The organism is Flavobacterium sp. (assembly GCF_035299005.1).
In the GTDB taxonomy this organism is placed as follows: Bacteria; Bacteroidota; Bacteroidia; order Flavobacteriales; family Flavobacteriaceae; genus Flavobacterium.
On the sequence record NZ_DATGXL010000006.1, the window covers coordinates 188,605 to 203,268 of the forward strand.

At 31.4% G+C, this 14,664-nt stretch carries 16 protein-coding genes; 9 read left to right on the plus strand and 7 right to left on the minus strand.

All coding sequences use genetic code 11. The features are described 5' to 3' along the window. Window position 1: 1 nt before the first annotated feature. The 6 genes from VK164_RS04075 (at window position 2) to VK164_RS04100 (ending at window position 7,354) form a co-directional block, all read left to right on the plus strand. Entirely contained in the window at window positions 2-1,552 is a 1,551-nt protein-coding gene (locus VK164_RS04075; RefSeq protein WP_324208131.1) for a hypothetical protein, read from the plus strand. Between the two features lie 14 nt (window positions 1,553-1,566). Then, complete coding sequence (locus VK164_RS04080) at window positions 1,567-3,216, plus strand: glycoside hydrolase family 16 protein (RefSeq protein WP_324208132.1); 1,650 nt, start codon at window positions 1,567-1,569, stop codon at window positions 3,214-3,216. A gap of 89 nt (window positions 3,217-3,305) precedes the next feature. Further along, complete coding sequence (bglX, locus tag VK164_RS04085; protein WP_324208133.1) at window positions 3,306-5,597, plus strand: beta-glucosidase BglX; 2,292 nt, start codon at window positions 3,306-3,308, stop codon at window positions 5,595-5,597. 6 nt (window positions 5,598-5,603) lie between these two features. After that, window positions 5,604-6,362, plus strand: coding sequence for a glycoside hydrolase family 16 protein (locus VK164_RS04090; protein WP_324208134.1), 759 nt, complete (start codon window positions 5,604-5,606; stop codon window positions 6,360-6,362). A gap of 211 nt (window positions 6,363-6,573) precedes the next feature. Next, the gene (locus VK164_RS04095; protein WP_324208135.1) at window positions 6,574-7,158 is read left to right on the plus strand and encodes an RNA polymerase sigma factor; all 585 of its coding nucleotides are present in this window, start codon (window positions 6,574-6,576) and stop codon (window positions 7,156-7,158) included. A gap of 52 nt (window positions 7,159-7,210) precedes the next feature. Continuing rightward, complete coding sequence (locus VK164_RS04100; RefSeq protein ID WP_324208136.1) at window positions 7,211-7,354, plus strand: hypothetical protein; 144 nt, start codon at window positions 7,211-7,213, stop codon at window positions 7,352-7,354. Window positions 7,355-7,393: 39 nt separating this feature from the next. On the opposite strand, the gene VK164_RS04105 is transcribed toward VK164_RS04100, so the two are convergent. Both VK164_RS04105 and VK164_RS04110 read right to left on the minus strand, forming a co-directional pair. Beyond that, window positions 7,394-7,744 (minus strand): DUF2200 domain-containing protein, encoded by a 351-nt coding sequence (locus VK164_RS04105; protein WP_324208137.1) that lies wholly within the window; start codon window positions 7,742-7,744, stop codon window positions 7,394-7,396. Further along, a complete protein-coding gene (locus tag VK164_RS04110) occupies window positions 7,745-8,392 on the minus strand; it encodes an endonuclease III (RefSeq protein WP_324208138.1) in 648 nt (215 codons plus the stop codon). It lies immediately after the preceding gene. 64 nt (window positions 8,393-8,456) lie between these two features. Between VK164_RS04110 and bcp the strand changes: the two genes are divergently transcribed. Continuing rightward, window positions 8,457-8,909 carry a thioredoxin-dependent thiol peroxidase gene (gene bcp, locus VK164_RS04115; RefSeq protein ID WP_324208139.1) on the plus strand — a complete coding sequence of 151 codons (453 nt, stop codon included), beginning with the start codon at window positions 8,457-8,459 and terminating at the stop codon, window positions 8,907-8,909. A gap of 27 nt (window positions 8,910-8,936) precedes the next feature. Here the strand turns inward: bcp and VK164_RS04120 are convergent, their stop codons facing one another. Beyond that, on the minus strand, window positions 8,937-10,406 hold the full coding sequence (locus tag VK164_RS04120) for a TonB-dependent receptor (protein WP_324208140.1): 1,470 nt from the start codon (window positions 10,404-10,406) through the stop codon (window positions 8,937-8,939). 112 nt (window positions 10,407-10,518) lie between these two features. Between VK164_RS04120 and VK164_RS04125 the strand changes: the two genes are divergently transcribed. Next, complete coding sequence (locus VK164_RS04125) at window positions 10,519-11,283, plus strand: MBL fold metallo-hydrolase (protein ID WP_324208141.1); 765 nt, start codon at window positions 10,519-10,521, stop codon at window positions 11,281-11,283. Between the two features lie 6 nt (window positions 11,284-11,289). Further along, window positions 11,290-11,784, plus strand: coding sequence for a hypothetical protein (locus VK164_RS04130; RefSeq protein WP_324208142.1), 495 nt, complete (start codon window positions 11,290-11,292; stop codon window positions 11,782-11,784). A 30-nt stretch (window positions 11,785-11,814) separates the two neighbouring features. On the opposite strand, the gene VK164_RS04135 is transcribed toward VK164_RS04130, so the two are convergent. The 4 genes from VK164_RS04135 to VK164_RS04150 form a co-directional block, all read right to left on the minus strand. After that, complete coding sequence (locus VK164_RS04135) at window positions 11,815-12,204, minus strand: DUF1801 domain-containing protein (RefSeq protein ID WP_324208143.1); 390 nt, start codon at window positions 12,202-12,204, stop codon at window positions 11,815-11,817. A gap of 75 nt (window positions 12,205-12,279) precedes the next feature. Beyond that, entirely contained in the window at window positions 12,280-13,029 is a 750-nt protein-coding gene (tpiA, locus tag VK164_RS04140) for a triose-phosphate isomerase (protein WP_324208144.1), read from the minus strand. Window positions 13,030-13,033: 4 nt separating this feature from the next. Beyond that, a complete protein-coding gene (locus VK164_RS04145; protein WP_324208145.1) occupies window positions 13,034-13,534 on the minus strand; it encodes a TlpA disulfide reductase family protein in 501 nt (166 codons plus the stop codon). A gap of 3 nt (window positions 13,535-13,537) precedes the next feature. Then, window positions 13,538-14,623, minus strand: a complete 1,086-nt coding sequence (locus tag VK164_RS04150; RefSeq protein WP_324208146.1) for a TlpA family protein disulfide reductase — start codon at window positions 14,621-14,623, stop codon at window positions 13,538-13,540. Between the last annotated feature and the right edge of the window lie 41 nt (window positions 14,624-14,664).

Here is a 14,664-nt window from a genome sequence, read left to right on the forward strand (position 1 = left end):
TATGAAGAATATTAAATTAATAATTAGTCTTTTCGTACTAACCTTCTTTGTAGGGTGTTCAAACGAAGATGATAATGTAAATCTTGATGGAGTAAATGCGCCAACAAATATTTCGGCATTAATGACAATCAAGCAAGACAACTCTGGTAAGGTAACTATCTTACCAAGAGGAGAAGGAGTTACACAATATGAAGTTTATTTTGGTGATGGAACTGTTGAACCAGCAATAATTAATCCAGGTGGTTCAATAATTCATACTTATGCAGAAGGTGTATATCAAGTTAAAATTGTTGGAATGGCAATTAACGGCGAAAAAACTGAAGTAACACAAGAACTAACAGTTTCATTTTTACCTCCAACAAATTTAGATGTAACGATTGCTCATGTAACTGGGGATAATATGTCTATTTCAGTTCAAGCAACTGCAGATTTAGAAACATATTTTCAAGCTTATTTTGGTGAAGATCCAAATCAAGTTCCAATTGACTTTATGCAAGGTGAAACAATTACGCATACGTATGCAAATGTAGGAACTTATACCGTAACAGTTGTTGCATTAAGTGGTGGTGTTGCTACTACACAATATCAGGAAAATGTTACTATATCAAATCCAGTATTATTGCCAGTAACTTTTGAATCAAGTACATTGAATTATGCTTTCACAAATTTTGGTGGTGCAAATACAGTTGTAGCTTCAAATCCTGATGTAAGTGCAGGAAATGGGAGTGCTAATGTTGCTAGATTGACTAAAAATAATGGTGCTGAAGTTTGGGCAGGTTCATTTCTTGAATTAGGAGCACCAATTGATTTTTCGACTATGCAAAAAATTAAAATTAAAGCTTGGTCTCCTCAGTCAGGAATTGTTGTTAAAATGAAATTAGAAAATTTAGCAGATCCAAACATAAATACCGAAGTTGACGTTACAAATTCAGTAGCAAATGGTTGGGAAGAATTAATATTTGATTTCACAGGAGTAAATAATGCAAATAATTATCAAAGAATTGTATTGTTCTTCAATTTTGGTAATAATGGGACAGGATTAAATTATTATTTTGATGATGTTGAACTAACTACAGGTGCAGAAACGGTTGTTTTACCATTAACATTTCAATCATCAACTCTTACCTATACATTTACTGATTTTGGTGGAGCTGTGGCTTCTGTTGTAAATAATCCAGATGCTTCAGGTATTAACACAAGTTCAAAAGTTGGACAATTGGTGAAAACAAATGGAGCTCAGGTTTGGGCTGGTTCATATATTGAATTAGCTAGTCCAATCAATTTTGCAACCATGCAAAAAATAAAAATGAAAGTTTGGTCGCCACAGGCAGGGATTGTTGTTAAAATGAAATTAGAAAATTTTGCAAATTCTTCAATAAACACTGAATTAGATGTTACCACAACTGTTGCAAATGGCTGGGAAGAATTAACGTATGACTTCACAGGAATTGTTAATGCAAATAATTATCAAAGATTAGTTGTGTTTTTTGATTTTGGAAATGCAGGAACTGGAGCAACTTATTATTTTGATGATGTTCAATTATCTAACTAAAAAAAATACTGAAAATGAATAAATTTATTAAAAGTTCAATCGCATTTTTATCAATCTTCCTAGCTTTTAGTTGTCAAGAAGATGATAAAGCATTTGGTGATTTAAGTGCACCAACAAATTTAAATGTGGATATTGATATTCAAGGAGTTGATGTCTCAAATCCTTATGGAGATGGATCTGGAATTGTAACATTTACTGCTACAGCAGATAATGCTATTTCTTACAGATATGTTTTTAGTGATGGAACATCTCAAAATGCACCAAGTGGTATTTTTGAAAAGAGATTTACGCAGACTGGGGTAAATGAGTACACTGTTACAGTAATTGCATCAGGTAGAGGAGGTGTGACAACTAATACGACTGTTAGTATTGAAGTAAGAAGTGATTTTACTGATGACGAAGCTGTTCAGTTTTTAACTGGTGGCTCGCAGAAAAATTGGTATTGGTCAGCCTCTGAGCCAGGTCATCTTGGTGTAGGTCCAAACAATTCTGATGCTACTCAAAATTATTATGGAGCTTATTATCAAGCAGCGGCTTGGGAAAAAGCTGCCAGCCCAGAAAGTAGTTGTTTGTATAATAATGTTTTAAAATTTTCTTTAGACGGAAATGTTTTAAAATATGAATTAGATAATGGAGGTCAAACATTTTTTAATACTGCATTTCAAAGTGTTGCAGGAGGAAGTGCAGGATATGATTATTGTTATAATTATGACACATCAGGAGTTAAAATAGTTTCTCTAAGCCCATCAGAGTCTGTTGTAGTAGCTAATGGTGTGCCAAACCAAACAAGAGGTACAATGATGAATTTTTCAGATAATGGATTTATGGGATATTATATTGGACAAAGTTCTTATGAAATTATTTCAATTACTGAAAATAGAATGGTTGTTAGAGCAGTAATGGGAGGAAACTCTGCATTAGCATGGTATCATACATTTACAACTATACAACCGGTACAAGACCCAGTTACGGATTTTACAAATTTGGTATGGTCTGATGAATTTAATACTGATGGAGCACCAGATAGTTCAAAATGGGGGTACGATATTGGCGCAGGAGGCTGGGGTAATGGAGAATCTCAATATTATACTAATAGCGCTAGCAATTCAATTGTTCAAGGAGGAAGTTTGAAAATTACTGCTAAAGCAGAAAGCTTCAGCGGTTCTAATTACACTTCAGCTCGTTTAAAATCTGAAAATAAATTTGAATTTACTTACGGAAAAATAGAAATAAGAGCTAAACTTCCTTCTGGTGGAGGTACTTGGCCAGCTCTTTGGATGTTAGGGCAAAATTATGCAACTAATACATGGCCAGCTTGTGGCGAAATAGATATAATGGAACACAAAGGAAACGAGCCAAATATAATTCATGGTACAGTTCATTATCCTGGTCACTCTGGCGGAAATGGAATAACAAATAGTACAACAATTTCTGGTGCATCTACACAGTTTCATGTGTATAAAGCAGTTTGGACAGCTACATCAATTAAATTTTATATAGATGATGTACTATTTCATTCAATAGCAAATAATAATTCACTACCATTCAATAGCGATTTTTTCTTGATTTTTAATGTTGCAATGGGAGGAACTTTTGGAGGAACTATAGACCCAGCATTTACTCAATCTTCAATGGAAGTTGATTATGTAAGAGTTTATCAATAAATTTTTTCATTCATTTAGTTTGTTCATTAACAAGGAGGTAATAAACTGCCTTCTTGTTATTTGAATTTTATAACTCTGAAATTTTAAAAATGAAATATAAACAGATAAAATATAGTTTAACACTTCTTGTATTATTTACACTAGCTTGTAATTCCTCAAAAAAAATTATTAATATTAGCCAATTACAATTAATTGACAAAAAGGTTGATTCAGTTATAAGTTTAATGACTTTGGATGAAAAAATTGGTCAACTAAATCAGTATAATGGTTTTTGGGATGTTACAGGTCCAATTCCAAAAGATGGACAAGCCGCTAAAAAATATGAAGACTTAAAGAAAGGATTAGTTGGTTCAATGCTTAATGTAAAAGGTGTTAAGGATGTATATGCATTGCAAAAAATTGCTGTTGAGCAAACACGCCTAGGTATTCCTTTGCTTTTTGGATTTGATGTTGTACATGGTTATAAAACAATTAGCCCAATTCCATTAGCAGAAGCAGCTAGTTGGGATTTAGAGGCCATTAAAAAATCAGCTGAGATTGCAGCCGAAGAGGCAGGAGCAGTAGGAATCAATTGGACATTTGCGCCTATGGTTGATATTTCTCGTGATGCACGCTGGGGAAGATCAATGGAAGGAGCAGGAGAGGATCCTTTTTTAGGTAGTAAAATTGCAAGAGCAAGAGTTAATGGTTTTCAAGGTGATTTATCAACTAATAAAAATATTTTAGCTTGTGCAAAGCATTTTGCAGGATATGGTTTTGCGGAGGCTGGAAGAGATTATAATTCAGTTATTATCAGTGATGAGATTCTTCACAATGTAGTTTTACCACCTTTTAAAGCTACTGTAGATGTTGGAGTTAAAACATTCATGAATTCTTTTAATGAGTTAAACGGTATTCCTGCAACAGGAAATAAATATTTACAACGTGATATTCTAAAAGGTGATTGGAATTTTGAAGGTTTAATTGTATCAGATTGGGGTTCAATTAATGAAATGATTCCACATGGCTATGCTAAAGATAGTAAACAAGCAGCAGAAATTGCAATTAACGCAGGTTCTGATATGGATATGGAATCATATGCATATGTAGAGCATTTAAAAACTTTAGTAAAAGAAGGAAAGGTTAAAGAATCCATAATTGATGATGCAGTACGTAGGATTATTAAAGTAAAATTTGAATTAGGATTGTTTGATAATCCCTATAAATATTGCGATGAAGCATATGAAAAAGCTACTTTAGGTAAAGCAGAATTTCATGAAGGCGTATTAGATATAGCAAAAAAATCAATTGTTTTATTAAAAAATGAATCGAATCTTTTACCATTAAATAAATCAGGTCAAAAGATAGCACTTATAGGAGCATTAGCAAATGATAAAACAAGTCCTTTAGGAAGTTGGAGAATTGGTGCTGATGATAATACAGCAATATCAGTTTTAGAAGGTATGCAAAAATACCCGAACAACCAATTGTCATTTGCTAAGGGTGCAGATGTAGCAGTAGGAAGAACTCAATTTATGTGGGAAACCAAGATTAATACTGAAGATAAATCAGGATTTGCAGAAGCTATTGAAATAGCAAAAAAAGCAGATGTTGTTGTAATGGTTTTAGGTGAACATGGTTTACAATCTGGAGAAGGTAGGAGTCGTTCAGATATTGGATTGCCAGGTGTGCAGCAAGAGTTATTAGAGGAAGTTTACAAAGTAAATCCAAAAATTGTTTTGGTTTTAAATAATGGAAGACCTTTGGCTTTTCCATGGGCAGCAAGTCATATACCTGCAATTGTTGAAGCTTGGCAACTAGGAACACAGAGCGGAAATGCTATTGCTCAAGTTTTGTATGGAGATTATAATCCAAGTGGTAAATTGCCTATGACGTTCCCAAGAGATATTGGTCAAGTGCCAATTTACTATAATCATAAAAACACTGGAAGACCAATAATGAATGAACCCGAAAGTGTTTTTTGGTCGCATTATATTGATGAAAAAAACACACCTTTGTATGCTTTTGGTCACGGGTTAAGTTATTCAAAATTTGAGTATTCTAATTTAAAATTATCATCAAATAGCTTCTCAATAAATGGTATGATACAAGTAAGTGTAGTTTTAAAAAATAATAGCGCTATTGCAGGTAAAGAAGTTGTACAATTATATATTAGAGACTTGATTGGTAGTTTTACACGTCCAGTAAAAGAATTAAAAGGTTTTGAATTGGTTGAATTGCAACCTTATGAAAGTAAGCTTATAACTTTTGTAATAGATGAAAAAATGATTGAATTTTATACAGCAAATCACAAGTGGGAACCTGAAGCTGGAGATTTTAAAGTCTTTATTGGAGGAAGTTCTGATAACACTTTGGAGGCTGATTTTCAATATAATAAATAGTAGATTATGAAAGATGTTTTTGTTTTATTTTTGTTTAGCACTTTCTGTTTTAGTCAAATCTCAGAAAGAAAATTAGTTTGGGAAGAAAATTTCAATGGTATTAAATTAGATGAAACAACTTGGAATTATGAGTTAGGTAATGGATGCCCTAATCTTTGCGGATGGGGAAATAATGAAGCCCAAATTTATACTAAAACTAACCATTCGGTAAAAGATGGATTTTTAACTATTCAAGCTAAAAAGGAAGAAAATATATATTCGTCTACTAGAATTACTACTAAAGACAAAAAAGAGTTTCAATATGGAAGAATAGAAACTCGTGCTAAACTACCCGTAGGAACTGGTCTTTGGCCTGCTTTTTGGATGCTAGGAGCCAATATTTCCGATGTGGGTTGGCCTAAATGTGGTGAAATAGATATACTAGAGTATGTTGGAAAAGAACCAGATATGATTTTTACATCTTTGCACACAAAAGATAGCCATGGCAATACCATAAATACAAAGAAAACAAAAATTGAAAATATAGAAGAAGGTTTTCATGTCTATGCTATAGAATGGGATAAAAATAAGATTGCTTTTTTTGTAGATGAGGTTTTAGTATATACATTTCAACCCAAAATCCAAAACGAAAACACTTGGCCTTATAATCAGCCATTTTATTTTATTATTAATTTAGCTATTGGAGGAAATTTTGGAGGGCCTGAAGTTAATGATGCAATTTTTCCTCAAGAATTTATAATTGACTACATTAAAGTATATCAATAATTTAATTTTCATTTCATAAATATGCGTTTAGACATGGCTAAACGCATATTTTGTTTAATTTTTTCAATTAAAATGTTAAAATTCTACTGAAGATTTGTTTTTTAATTAAAATTTATGTTAAATTTGACTTATTAATCTCCTAAACAGAATTGCCTATACAATAAAAGTACTTTTTAGAACCCGAATCTTTAATTAACTAAAAGGTATTGTTATGGCTAATCTTGTACTTCCAGATGCGGTATTGGTGAAGAATTATATAAGCGGCGATGAGTCAGCTTTAGCTTCATTGATTGAAAGACATCAATCTAAAATCTACGGATTTATTTATTCAAAAGTTAACGATAGAGATTTATCTGATGATATTTTTCAGGATACCTTTATTAAAGTTATTAAAACACTTAAGACAAAATCATATAACGAAGAAGGGAAGTTTTTGCCTTGGGTAATGCGTATCGCTCACAATTTGGTAATTGATCATTTTAGAAAATCTAAAAAAATGCCTTTCCAACGTGAAACTGAAGAATATTCTATTTTTAATTATATGACAGATAATGCGCCAACTATTGAAAGTAAAATGATTACTGATCAAGTTGAGTATGATTTAACACGTTTGTTAGATGAGTTGCCTGATGATCAAAAAGAAGTCTTAGTAATGCGTATGTACCAAGACTTGAGTTTTAAAGAAATAGCTGATTTAACAGGTGTTAGCATCAATACAGCATTAGGTAGAATGCGTTATGCTTTGTTAAATTTGAGAAAAATTATTGAAAAAAATCAAATTATTTTGACGAATTAATACTAAAAGTAAAATTTTGCCGTTATTCAGTTATAACAAAAAATCATATTTAATGGCAAAACTTTACTCTAAGAAAAAATTAGCTCCTCAAAACATGTTACCTAAAAAAGAAACAATTTCGTTTTTACTCAATTATTCAAAAGCATTGAGTACCTATAAAGTGGGCAATGTTTCGATTGAAATTATAGCTAATTAAAGAAAATGCCTCAAATAAAATTTGAGGCATTTTTTATTTTTATTGTCTTAAAATTTTTTCCATTGCTTTTCCTTTGGCTAGTTCGTCTATTAATTTATCTAAATACCGCACTTTTTTCATCAATGGGTCTTCTATTTCTTCAATACGATAGCCACAAATTACTCCTGTAATTTTTATAGCATTTTTGTGGAGTTGGGGTGCTTGATGAAAAAAAGTTTCGAAATCAACTTTAGTATCAATTTGCTTTTGTAAGTTTTCATGAGTATAACCTGTTAGCCAACAAATAATTGTATCAACTTCTGCTTTTGTTCGATTTTTTTTCTCAGCTTTGTTTACATAATGTGGATAAACACTTGCAAAAATCATATGATTTATACTTCTTGTTCCCATTTATTTTTTAATTTCATTAATTACACTCTTTCTCCCAATTGCCCTCGTAATAATATCTTTTTCTAAATTCCAACCACGAGCTGGTGAATATTCACGACCGTACCAAATGATTTGTAAGTGCAAATCGTTCCAACATTCCTTTGGGAAAATGCGTTTAGCATCTTTCTCGGTTTGTTGTACGTTTTTGCCATTGGTTAATCCCCAACGATACATTAAGCGATGAATATGTGTATCAACAGGAAAAGCAGGGACTCCAAATGCTTGACTCATCACCACACTTGCTGTTTTGTGTCCAACAGCAGGCAAGGCTTCCAAAGCTTCAAAACTTTGAGGTACTTCGCCATTGTATTCGTTAATTAAAATTTCAGATAGACCGTGAATTCCTTTCGATTTCATAGGCGATAAACCACACGGACGAATGATTTGCTTGATTTCTTCCACTGTCATTTTTACCATATCATACGGATTATCAGCTTTGGCAAATAGGAGTGGTGTAATTTGATTCACACGAACATCGGTGCATTGTGCCGAAAGCAAAACTGCAATCAACAAAGTGTATGGGTCTTTATGGTCTAACGGAATCGGAATTTCAGGATATAATTCATTTAACGTATTTATAACAAATGTTACTTTTTCGCTTTTAGTCATTTTTATAATTTTATTGCATAACTTTAAACAAATTTAAACTTTAAACTTTTAAACTAAAAATAAAATGACAACATTAAAGGTAGGAGATAAAGCACCTAATTTTTCAGGTTTAGACCAAAAAGGAACAACTCACAAATTGGCCGATTATAAAGGAAAGAAATTAGTTGTTTTCTTTTATCCAAAGGCAAGTACACCGGGTTGTACAACTGAAGCGTGTGATTTAAGAGATAATTTTGCTCGCTTTCAAGCAAATAATTATGTATTATTAGGTGTAAGTGCTGATAGTGCTAAAGCACAAGCTAAGTTTATAGATAAATATGATTTACCTTTTCCGTTATTAGCTGATGAAGATAAATCGGTTATTCAGGCATTTGGTGTTTGGGGACCAAAGAAATTTATGGGCAGAGAATATGATGGTATTCATAGAACGACTTTTGTAATTGATGAAAATGGAATTATTGAAGATGTCATAACCGATGTGAAAACTAAAGTTCATTCAGATCAAATTTTGAAATAAAAAAAGGCTACTTATTGTAGCCTTTTTTTATTTTATTTCTTCTGGTTCTTTTAAATCTAATTCACAAGCATAAGAGAATAATTTTTCTTTTTTAATAATATCTGCAGTTCCATCAGGTAGTAAGTGTTCCCAACCTGTTTCTCCTTTGCAAATCATTTTTAATATTTTTCTAGAGAAAATATCTAAATTATTTTCATCATAATCCTTAATATCGATTACTTTTCCATTGAATTTAAAGAATTTATATAATTCTTTCATTCTTGGATGTACTTTTAAGTTTTCAGAAGTAATGATGTTTCCATCTTCGTCCTTCATTGGATATAAATATACTTTTAAATCTCTGTAGAATAATTTTCCAAAAGCTTCTAAAATTCCTCCAGATAGATGACGATAGTATTTTTCATCAAAAATTTCGACCAAGTTACTAACTCCCATTGCTAATCCCATTCTAGCTTTAGAATAGTTTGAAAAATATTCAACTACTTTGAAATATTCTTGGAAGTTTGAAATCATAACAGTTTGTCCTAGTTTACAAAGTAATTCAGCTCTGTCAAGGAAATCACGCTCATCAATCTCACCTTCTGCTTTTAGGTTCGAAAGTGTAATTTCAAACACTACAAATGTATTTTCTTTATCTACCTTATTTTCTTGAATAAACATATTGTATGATTCTTCATACATGTCCATGTTCACTTTAGTTACGGGTCTAAAACTCCCTCTTAGGGCAAGAATATTTTTTTTGTATAAAACCGCTGCAGGAAGTATGTTTTTTCCATCTGGTCCAAACATTACGGCATCTGTCATACCGTTTTTAACCAATTGTAGACTCATTAATCGATTGTCAACATTTGCAAAACGTGGTCCTGAAAAGTTAATGGTATCAATTTCTAACTGGTCTTTGTCTAAATGGTCATATAAATATCGTAATAATTTTTTTGGATCGTTGTATTTGTAAAAAGCGCCATAAATTAAATTTACTCCAAGAATCCCAAGAGTTTCTTGCTGTAATTTGGCATCATTTTCTTTAAAACGTATATGTAAAATAATCTCGTTATAATCCTCGTCAGGTTCAACTTGATAAACAATCCCAACCCAACCATGACCTTTAAATTGCTTAGCAAAATCAATAGTTGCAACGGTGTTTGCGTAACTAAAAAACAATTTGTTAGGGTGTTTGTCTCGGCTTAAACGTTGTTCCACCAAATTAATTTCGTGGGTTAACATTTTTCTTAAACGACTTTCAGTAACGTATCTCCCATCAACTTCTTCGCCATAGATTGCATCACTAAAGTCTTTATCATATGCAGACATTGCTTTAGCAATCGTTCCAGAAGAAGCTCCAGCTCTAAAAAAATTACGCACTGTTTCTTGTCCAGCTCCAATTTCCGCAAAAGTACCATAGATATTTTCATTAAGATTTATTCTTAGGGCTTTATCTTTTGTGGAAGGAATCTGTTCAATTTCTTTGTCACCACGAACTTTAATATCAGTAACCATATGTGTTTAATTTGGGCTTTTTCTTAACATTTAGCGTTAAAACATAATATTTGCAAAGTTAGTCATTTTATGAAAAAATCAGGTAAATATTCTTATTTTTGTAAAAAAAGAATTGAGAGTATATTTTTTAGGAACAGGTACTTCACAGGGAATTCCAGTAATTGGGAGCCAACATTCGGTTTGTTTAAGCTCTGATTTACGTGATAAACGTCTACGAGTTTCTGTATGGATACAAATAGGGGAAACTTCAATAGTTATTGATTGTGGGCCTGATTTTAGACAGCAAATGCTTACTTCAAAATGCCAGCATATTGATGGTTTGTTATTTACTCATGAACATGCTGACCATACTGCGGGTTTAGATGATATTCGTCCATTCTATTTTAAACAAGGGAATATCAAAATTTTTGCACACAAACGAGTTTTGGCAAATTTAGAAAAAAGGTTTGATTATATTTTTGAAACTGAAAACAAATATCCTGGAGCGCCTTCTGTTACTCCAAATGAGGTTGTAGAAAATGTTTCCTTTTTGGTTAATGATATTGCTGTTGAACCTATCAATGCTTGGCATGGGAACTTGCAAATATTTGGTTATAAAATTCAAAACTTTGTTTATTTAACAGATGTAAAAACAATTGATAAAGCGGAAATTGAGAAAATTAAAAATTGTAAAGTATTGGTAATAAATTGTTTGAGAGAAGAACCGCATGCTACACATTTTAATTTAGAAGAAGTTTTACATTTTATATCTTTGGTGCAACCTAAGAATGCTTATTTAACACATATTAGTCATTTGTTTGGATTTCATGAAGATATTCAACAAAAGCTTCCAAGTGGGGTTTATATTGCTCACGATAATTTAGAAATTTTAATTTAATATACTATGAAGAATGTTTTTTTATATGGTTTAGTTTTTTCGTTGTTATTCAATGTTTTTCAATATGTTAATTCAACAAAAATATTAGACGCAAAAGATAAAGAAGTTGAGAAGGTAAAAGCTAATTTAAAAATTTCACGCGACTCGGTCATAAATTTGACAAAAGCAAATTATTTTTCTTTAGAAAGTGATGAAGATGCGCAAGAATATTTTTATTCTCATGAATTAGATTATCAAAAAGTAGCTGAAAAAGTAAAAGAAGACTTGTTAGTTTTAAACGAAAATAAGAATGGGAATAAATTAATTCCTTATGAACCAATTGATGGTAAAGTTTTTCTAGTAAATAATTCAAAAATATTAAATCACAGATGGTTGATTGCTGAATTCTCAAATGGTGATTTGTGGGGGCAAATATTAGTGAAATATTTCGTAAGTCCTGATAAACCAACAGATTTTGAAACGGTTGAGACGGTTTTATATGAAAGACAAACAAAAGAATAACTAATAAACTCTCTAGAAATAGGGAGTTTTTTATTTAATACGTTCTAAAATTCCTTTGCGTTTAACTATATTTTTATAATCCCATTGAATTTCTTTAGATTTTTGAAGCCAATTTTTTAAATCCATACTATTGATTTCATCTATTGAATTATAAAAAATTGATGCATCTTGAAATTTTACTCCTAGAATATTGAGTTTATCTTCTTCAAACGATTTACCACTCCAGAACATTAGTCTAATGCCTTTTTTTTGTTTACTGTATCCTACTATTGGATTACCATCTAAAAACCAAACAGGATGAGCGTGCCAAATTTTGTTCTCGGCTTCGGGTAAATGCAAGTTTATCTCATTTGCTAGTAAATCACAAATAGCCTGGTCTTCAGGTAGTTTGTTGTTGTATTTTTGAACGTCTAAATGCATAATAAATATGTTTCAATCAAAAGAAAAAAAACTCCGAGTAAGTATCGGAGTTTTCTTTAAATGAACAAAGCTAAATTAAAAGCCATTCACAATGGCTAAAAAGTCATCAGCTTTTAAGGCTGCACCACCAATTAAACCACCATCTACATCTGGTTTTGAAAAAATTTCTTTGGCATTGTCAGGTTTAACACTACCACCATATAAAATAGTTAAATCATCGGCAATGTCATAACCATAAACTTTTTCAACCAAAGTTCTTATGAATTTGTGCATTTCTTGGGCTTGCTCGGGAGTAGCAGTCTCTCCAGTTCCAATTGCCCAAACAGGCTCATAAGCTAAAACAATATTAGCCCAATCTTTTTTATCTAAATGAAATAATCCATCACGCAATTGATATTCAACTACATTGAAATGATTATTGTCTTGACGGTCTTTTAATTCTTCTCCAAAACAAAAAATTATGCGCATTTCATGTTTTAAAGCTGTATCTACTTTATTTGCTAATAAAGCATCTGTTTCATGAAAATAAGCACGTCTTTCACTATGACCTAATATTACTGTATTAACACCAATATCAGTTAGCATATGTGCTGAAATTTCTCCAGTAAAAGCACCACCTTCAGCTTGGTGCATGTTTTGAGCAGCTACTGTTATGTTGTGACCATTTGTTTTTTCAACTGCTTTAGTTAAGTTTACAAACGTTGGTGCTACAATAATTTCAGTTGTTGTATTTGATTTTTTAGCAATAATTTCTTCCAGTAATGCAATCGTTTCTTGCTGATTTTTGTGCATTTTCCAGTTACCTGCTACAATGTTTTTTCTCATGATTTTATTTTAATGAATCTAATGTTTGAATTAATTTTTCGTCATCGGCTTCGATTACTTTGTAAAGCACAATTTTCCCACTTTTATCAACAACCATATAACGAGGAATCCAATCTAAGTTTACAGACTTTCCAAAAATACCTTTCATGCCGTCTGAAGTTAAATAATGTTCACCATTTACTTCATATTTTTCAATGCCTTTTATCCAAGCGTCATACGTTTTATCCATTGAGATGAAAAGGTAAGTGGCATCTGGGTATTTTTTTTGAAGATCTTTTACTTTTGGCATGCTTTTGATACAATCAGAACACCATGAAGCCCAGATGTCAACAACTATAGTTTTTCCTTCATATTTTTTTAGAATTTCATCAAAAGTAATAGACTTGTTTTCGACAGTTACCATTACATTATTTAACGCTTCCTTTTTGAAGCTTGTTTCTTCTTTTTGAGCACAACCTAATGTACTAATTAGCAATGTTGCTAAAACGAATATTTTCTTTATCATAACTTATTTTTTTAATTCTGAATAGTTCTTTTTTATGGTTTTCTTTAATTCTGAAGCATTGAATTTATTAGCATTAATTCCGTCATAAAATTTTATTTCATTTCCATTCCATAAATATTTTACACCAGGTGTGTCTCGGCTATTACCTAATACATTCCAAAAACTAATTACATCAACTACTTGATAAGGATATTTTGCACCAGCAATCGTGAAAAAATCTGGTATTTTTTCTACTTCTTCATCCATAAAAATAATTGATATATCTGGAAATGACTTGTCTTTGCGTTTCATTTCGGTTAATTGCTTTGCAGTTTCTTGACAGTGATCACAACCCGGAGCAAAAAAGCATAGAATTTTTTTGTTTTTATCGATGTTAGGAAAGAAGTTTGCAAAACCAGATTTTTTGGCAACAGGTTCATCGATTTTATTTTCTACAATAATTTCTTTTTCGTTTTTCAATTTTACAGAATCATTATCAGAAGCAACTGTTTCTGTAGTATAAATGAAATCTGTTGCAGGTTTTAATGTGGTTATGCTGTCATTTAAAATTGTACTTGAATTTGATAGTGTATTTGATATCGATTTCATTGGTGCCAACATAAATATACTTAAAATCCCCAAAAGTATTATTGTTGTAAGTATCCAAAAATTTGATTTACCATCTGAGGGAAGTAATTTTAATAGCCAAAATAACAGCCCTACAGCGATGATGTTTTTAACAATTGCTTCTACAGGTGTCATTGGGATTAATTCTCCAAAACAACCACAATTGCCCGAATTACCACTAATAAATGTTTCATAACTTAAGTGTACAATAAAAACAATTAATAATGTAATAGTGGCTGGAATTGTAATTTTTTTTAAATGATGATTAATTAAAAGTAAAATACCTAAAGCAAATTCAACACCAATTAAAGTTCTTGAAAAATAAGGAGCAAAATCTGCAGAAAAACCTAATGAATACAGCTGTTTAACTTCAAAAGTAGAAATTGCAAAATAGGGTGAAGGATATAATTTTGCTATAGCAGAAACAATAAAAAGCGCTGCCACAACACTGCGAATTATCCAAGAAATAGTTTCTTTCTTCATGTGAGAATTTTATTTTTTATAAAATTACAACTTCTATTAAA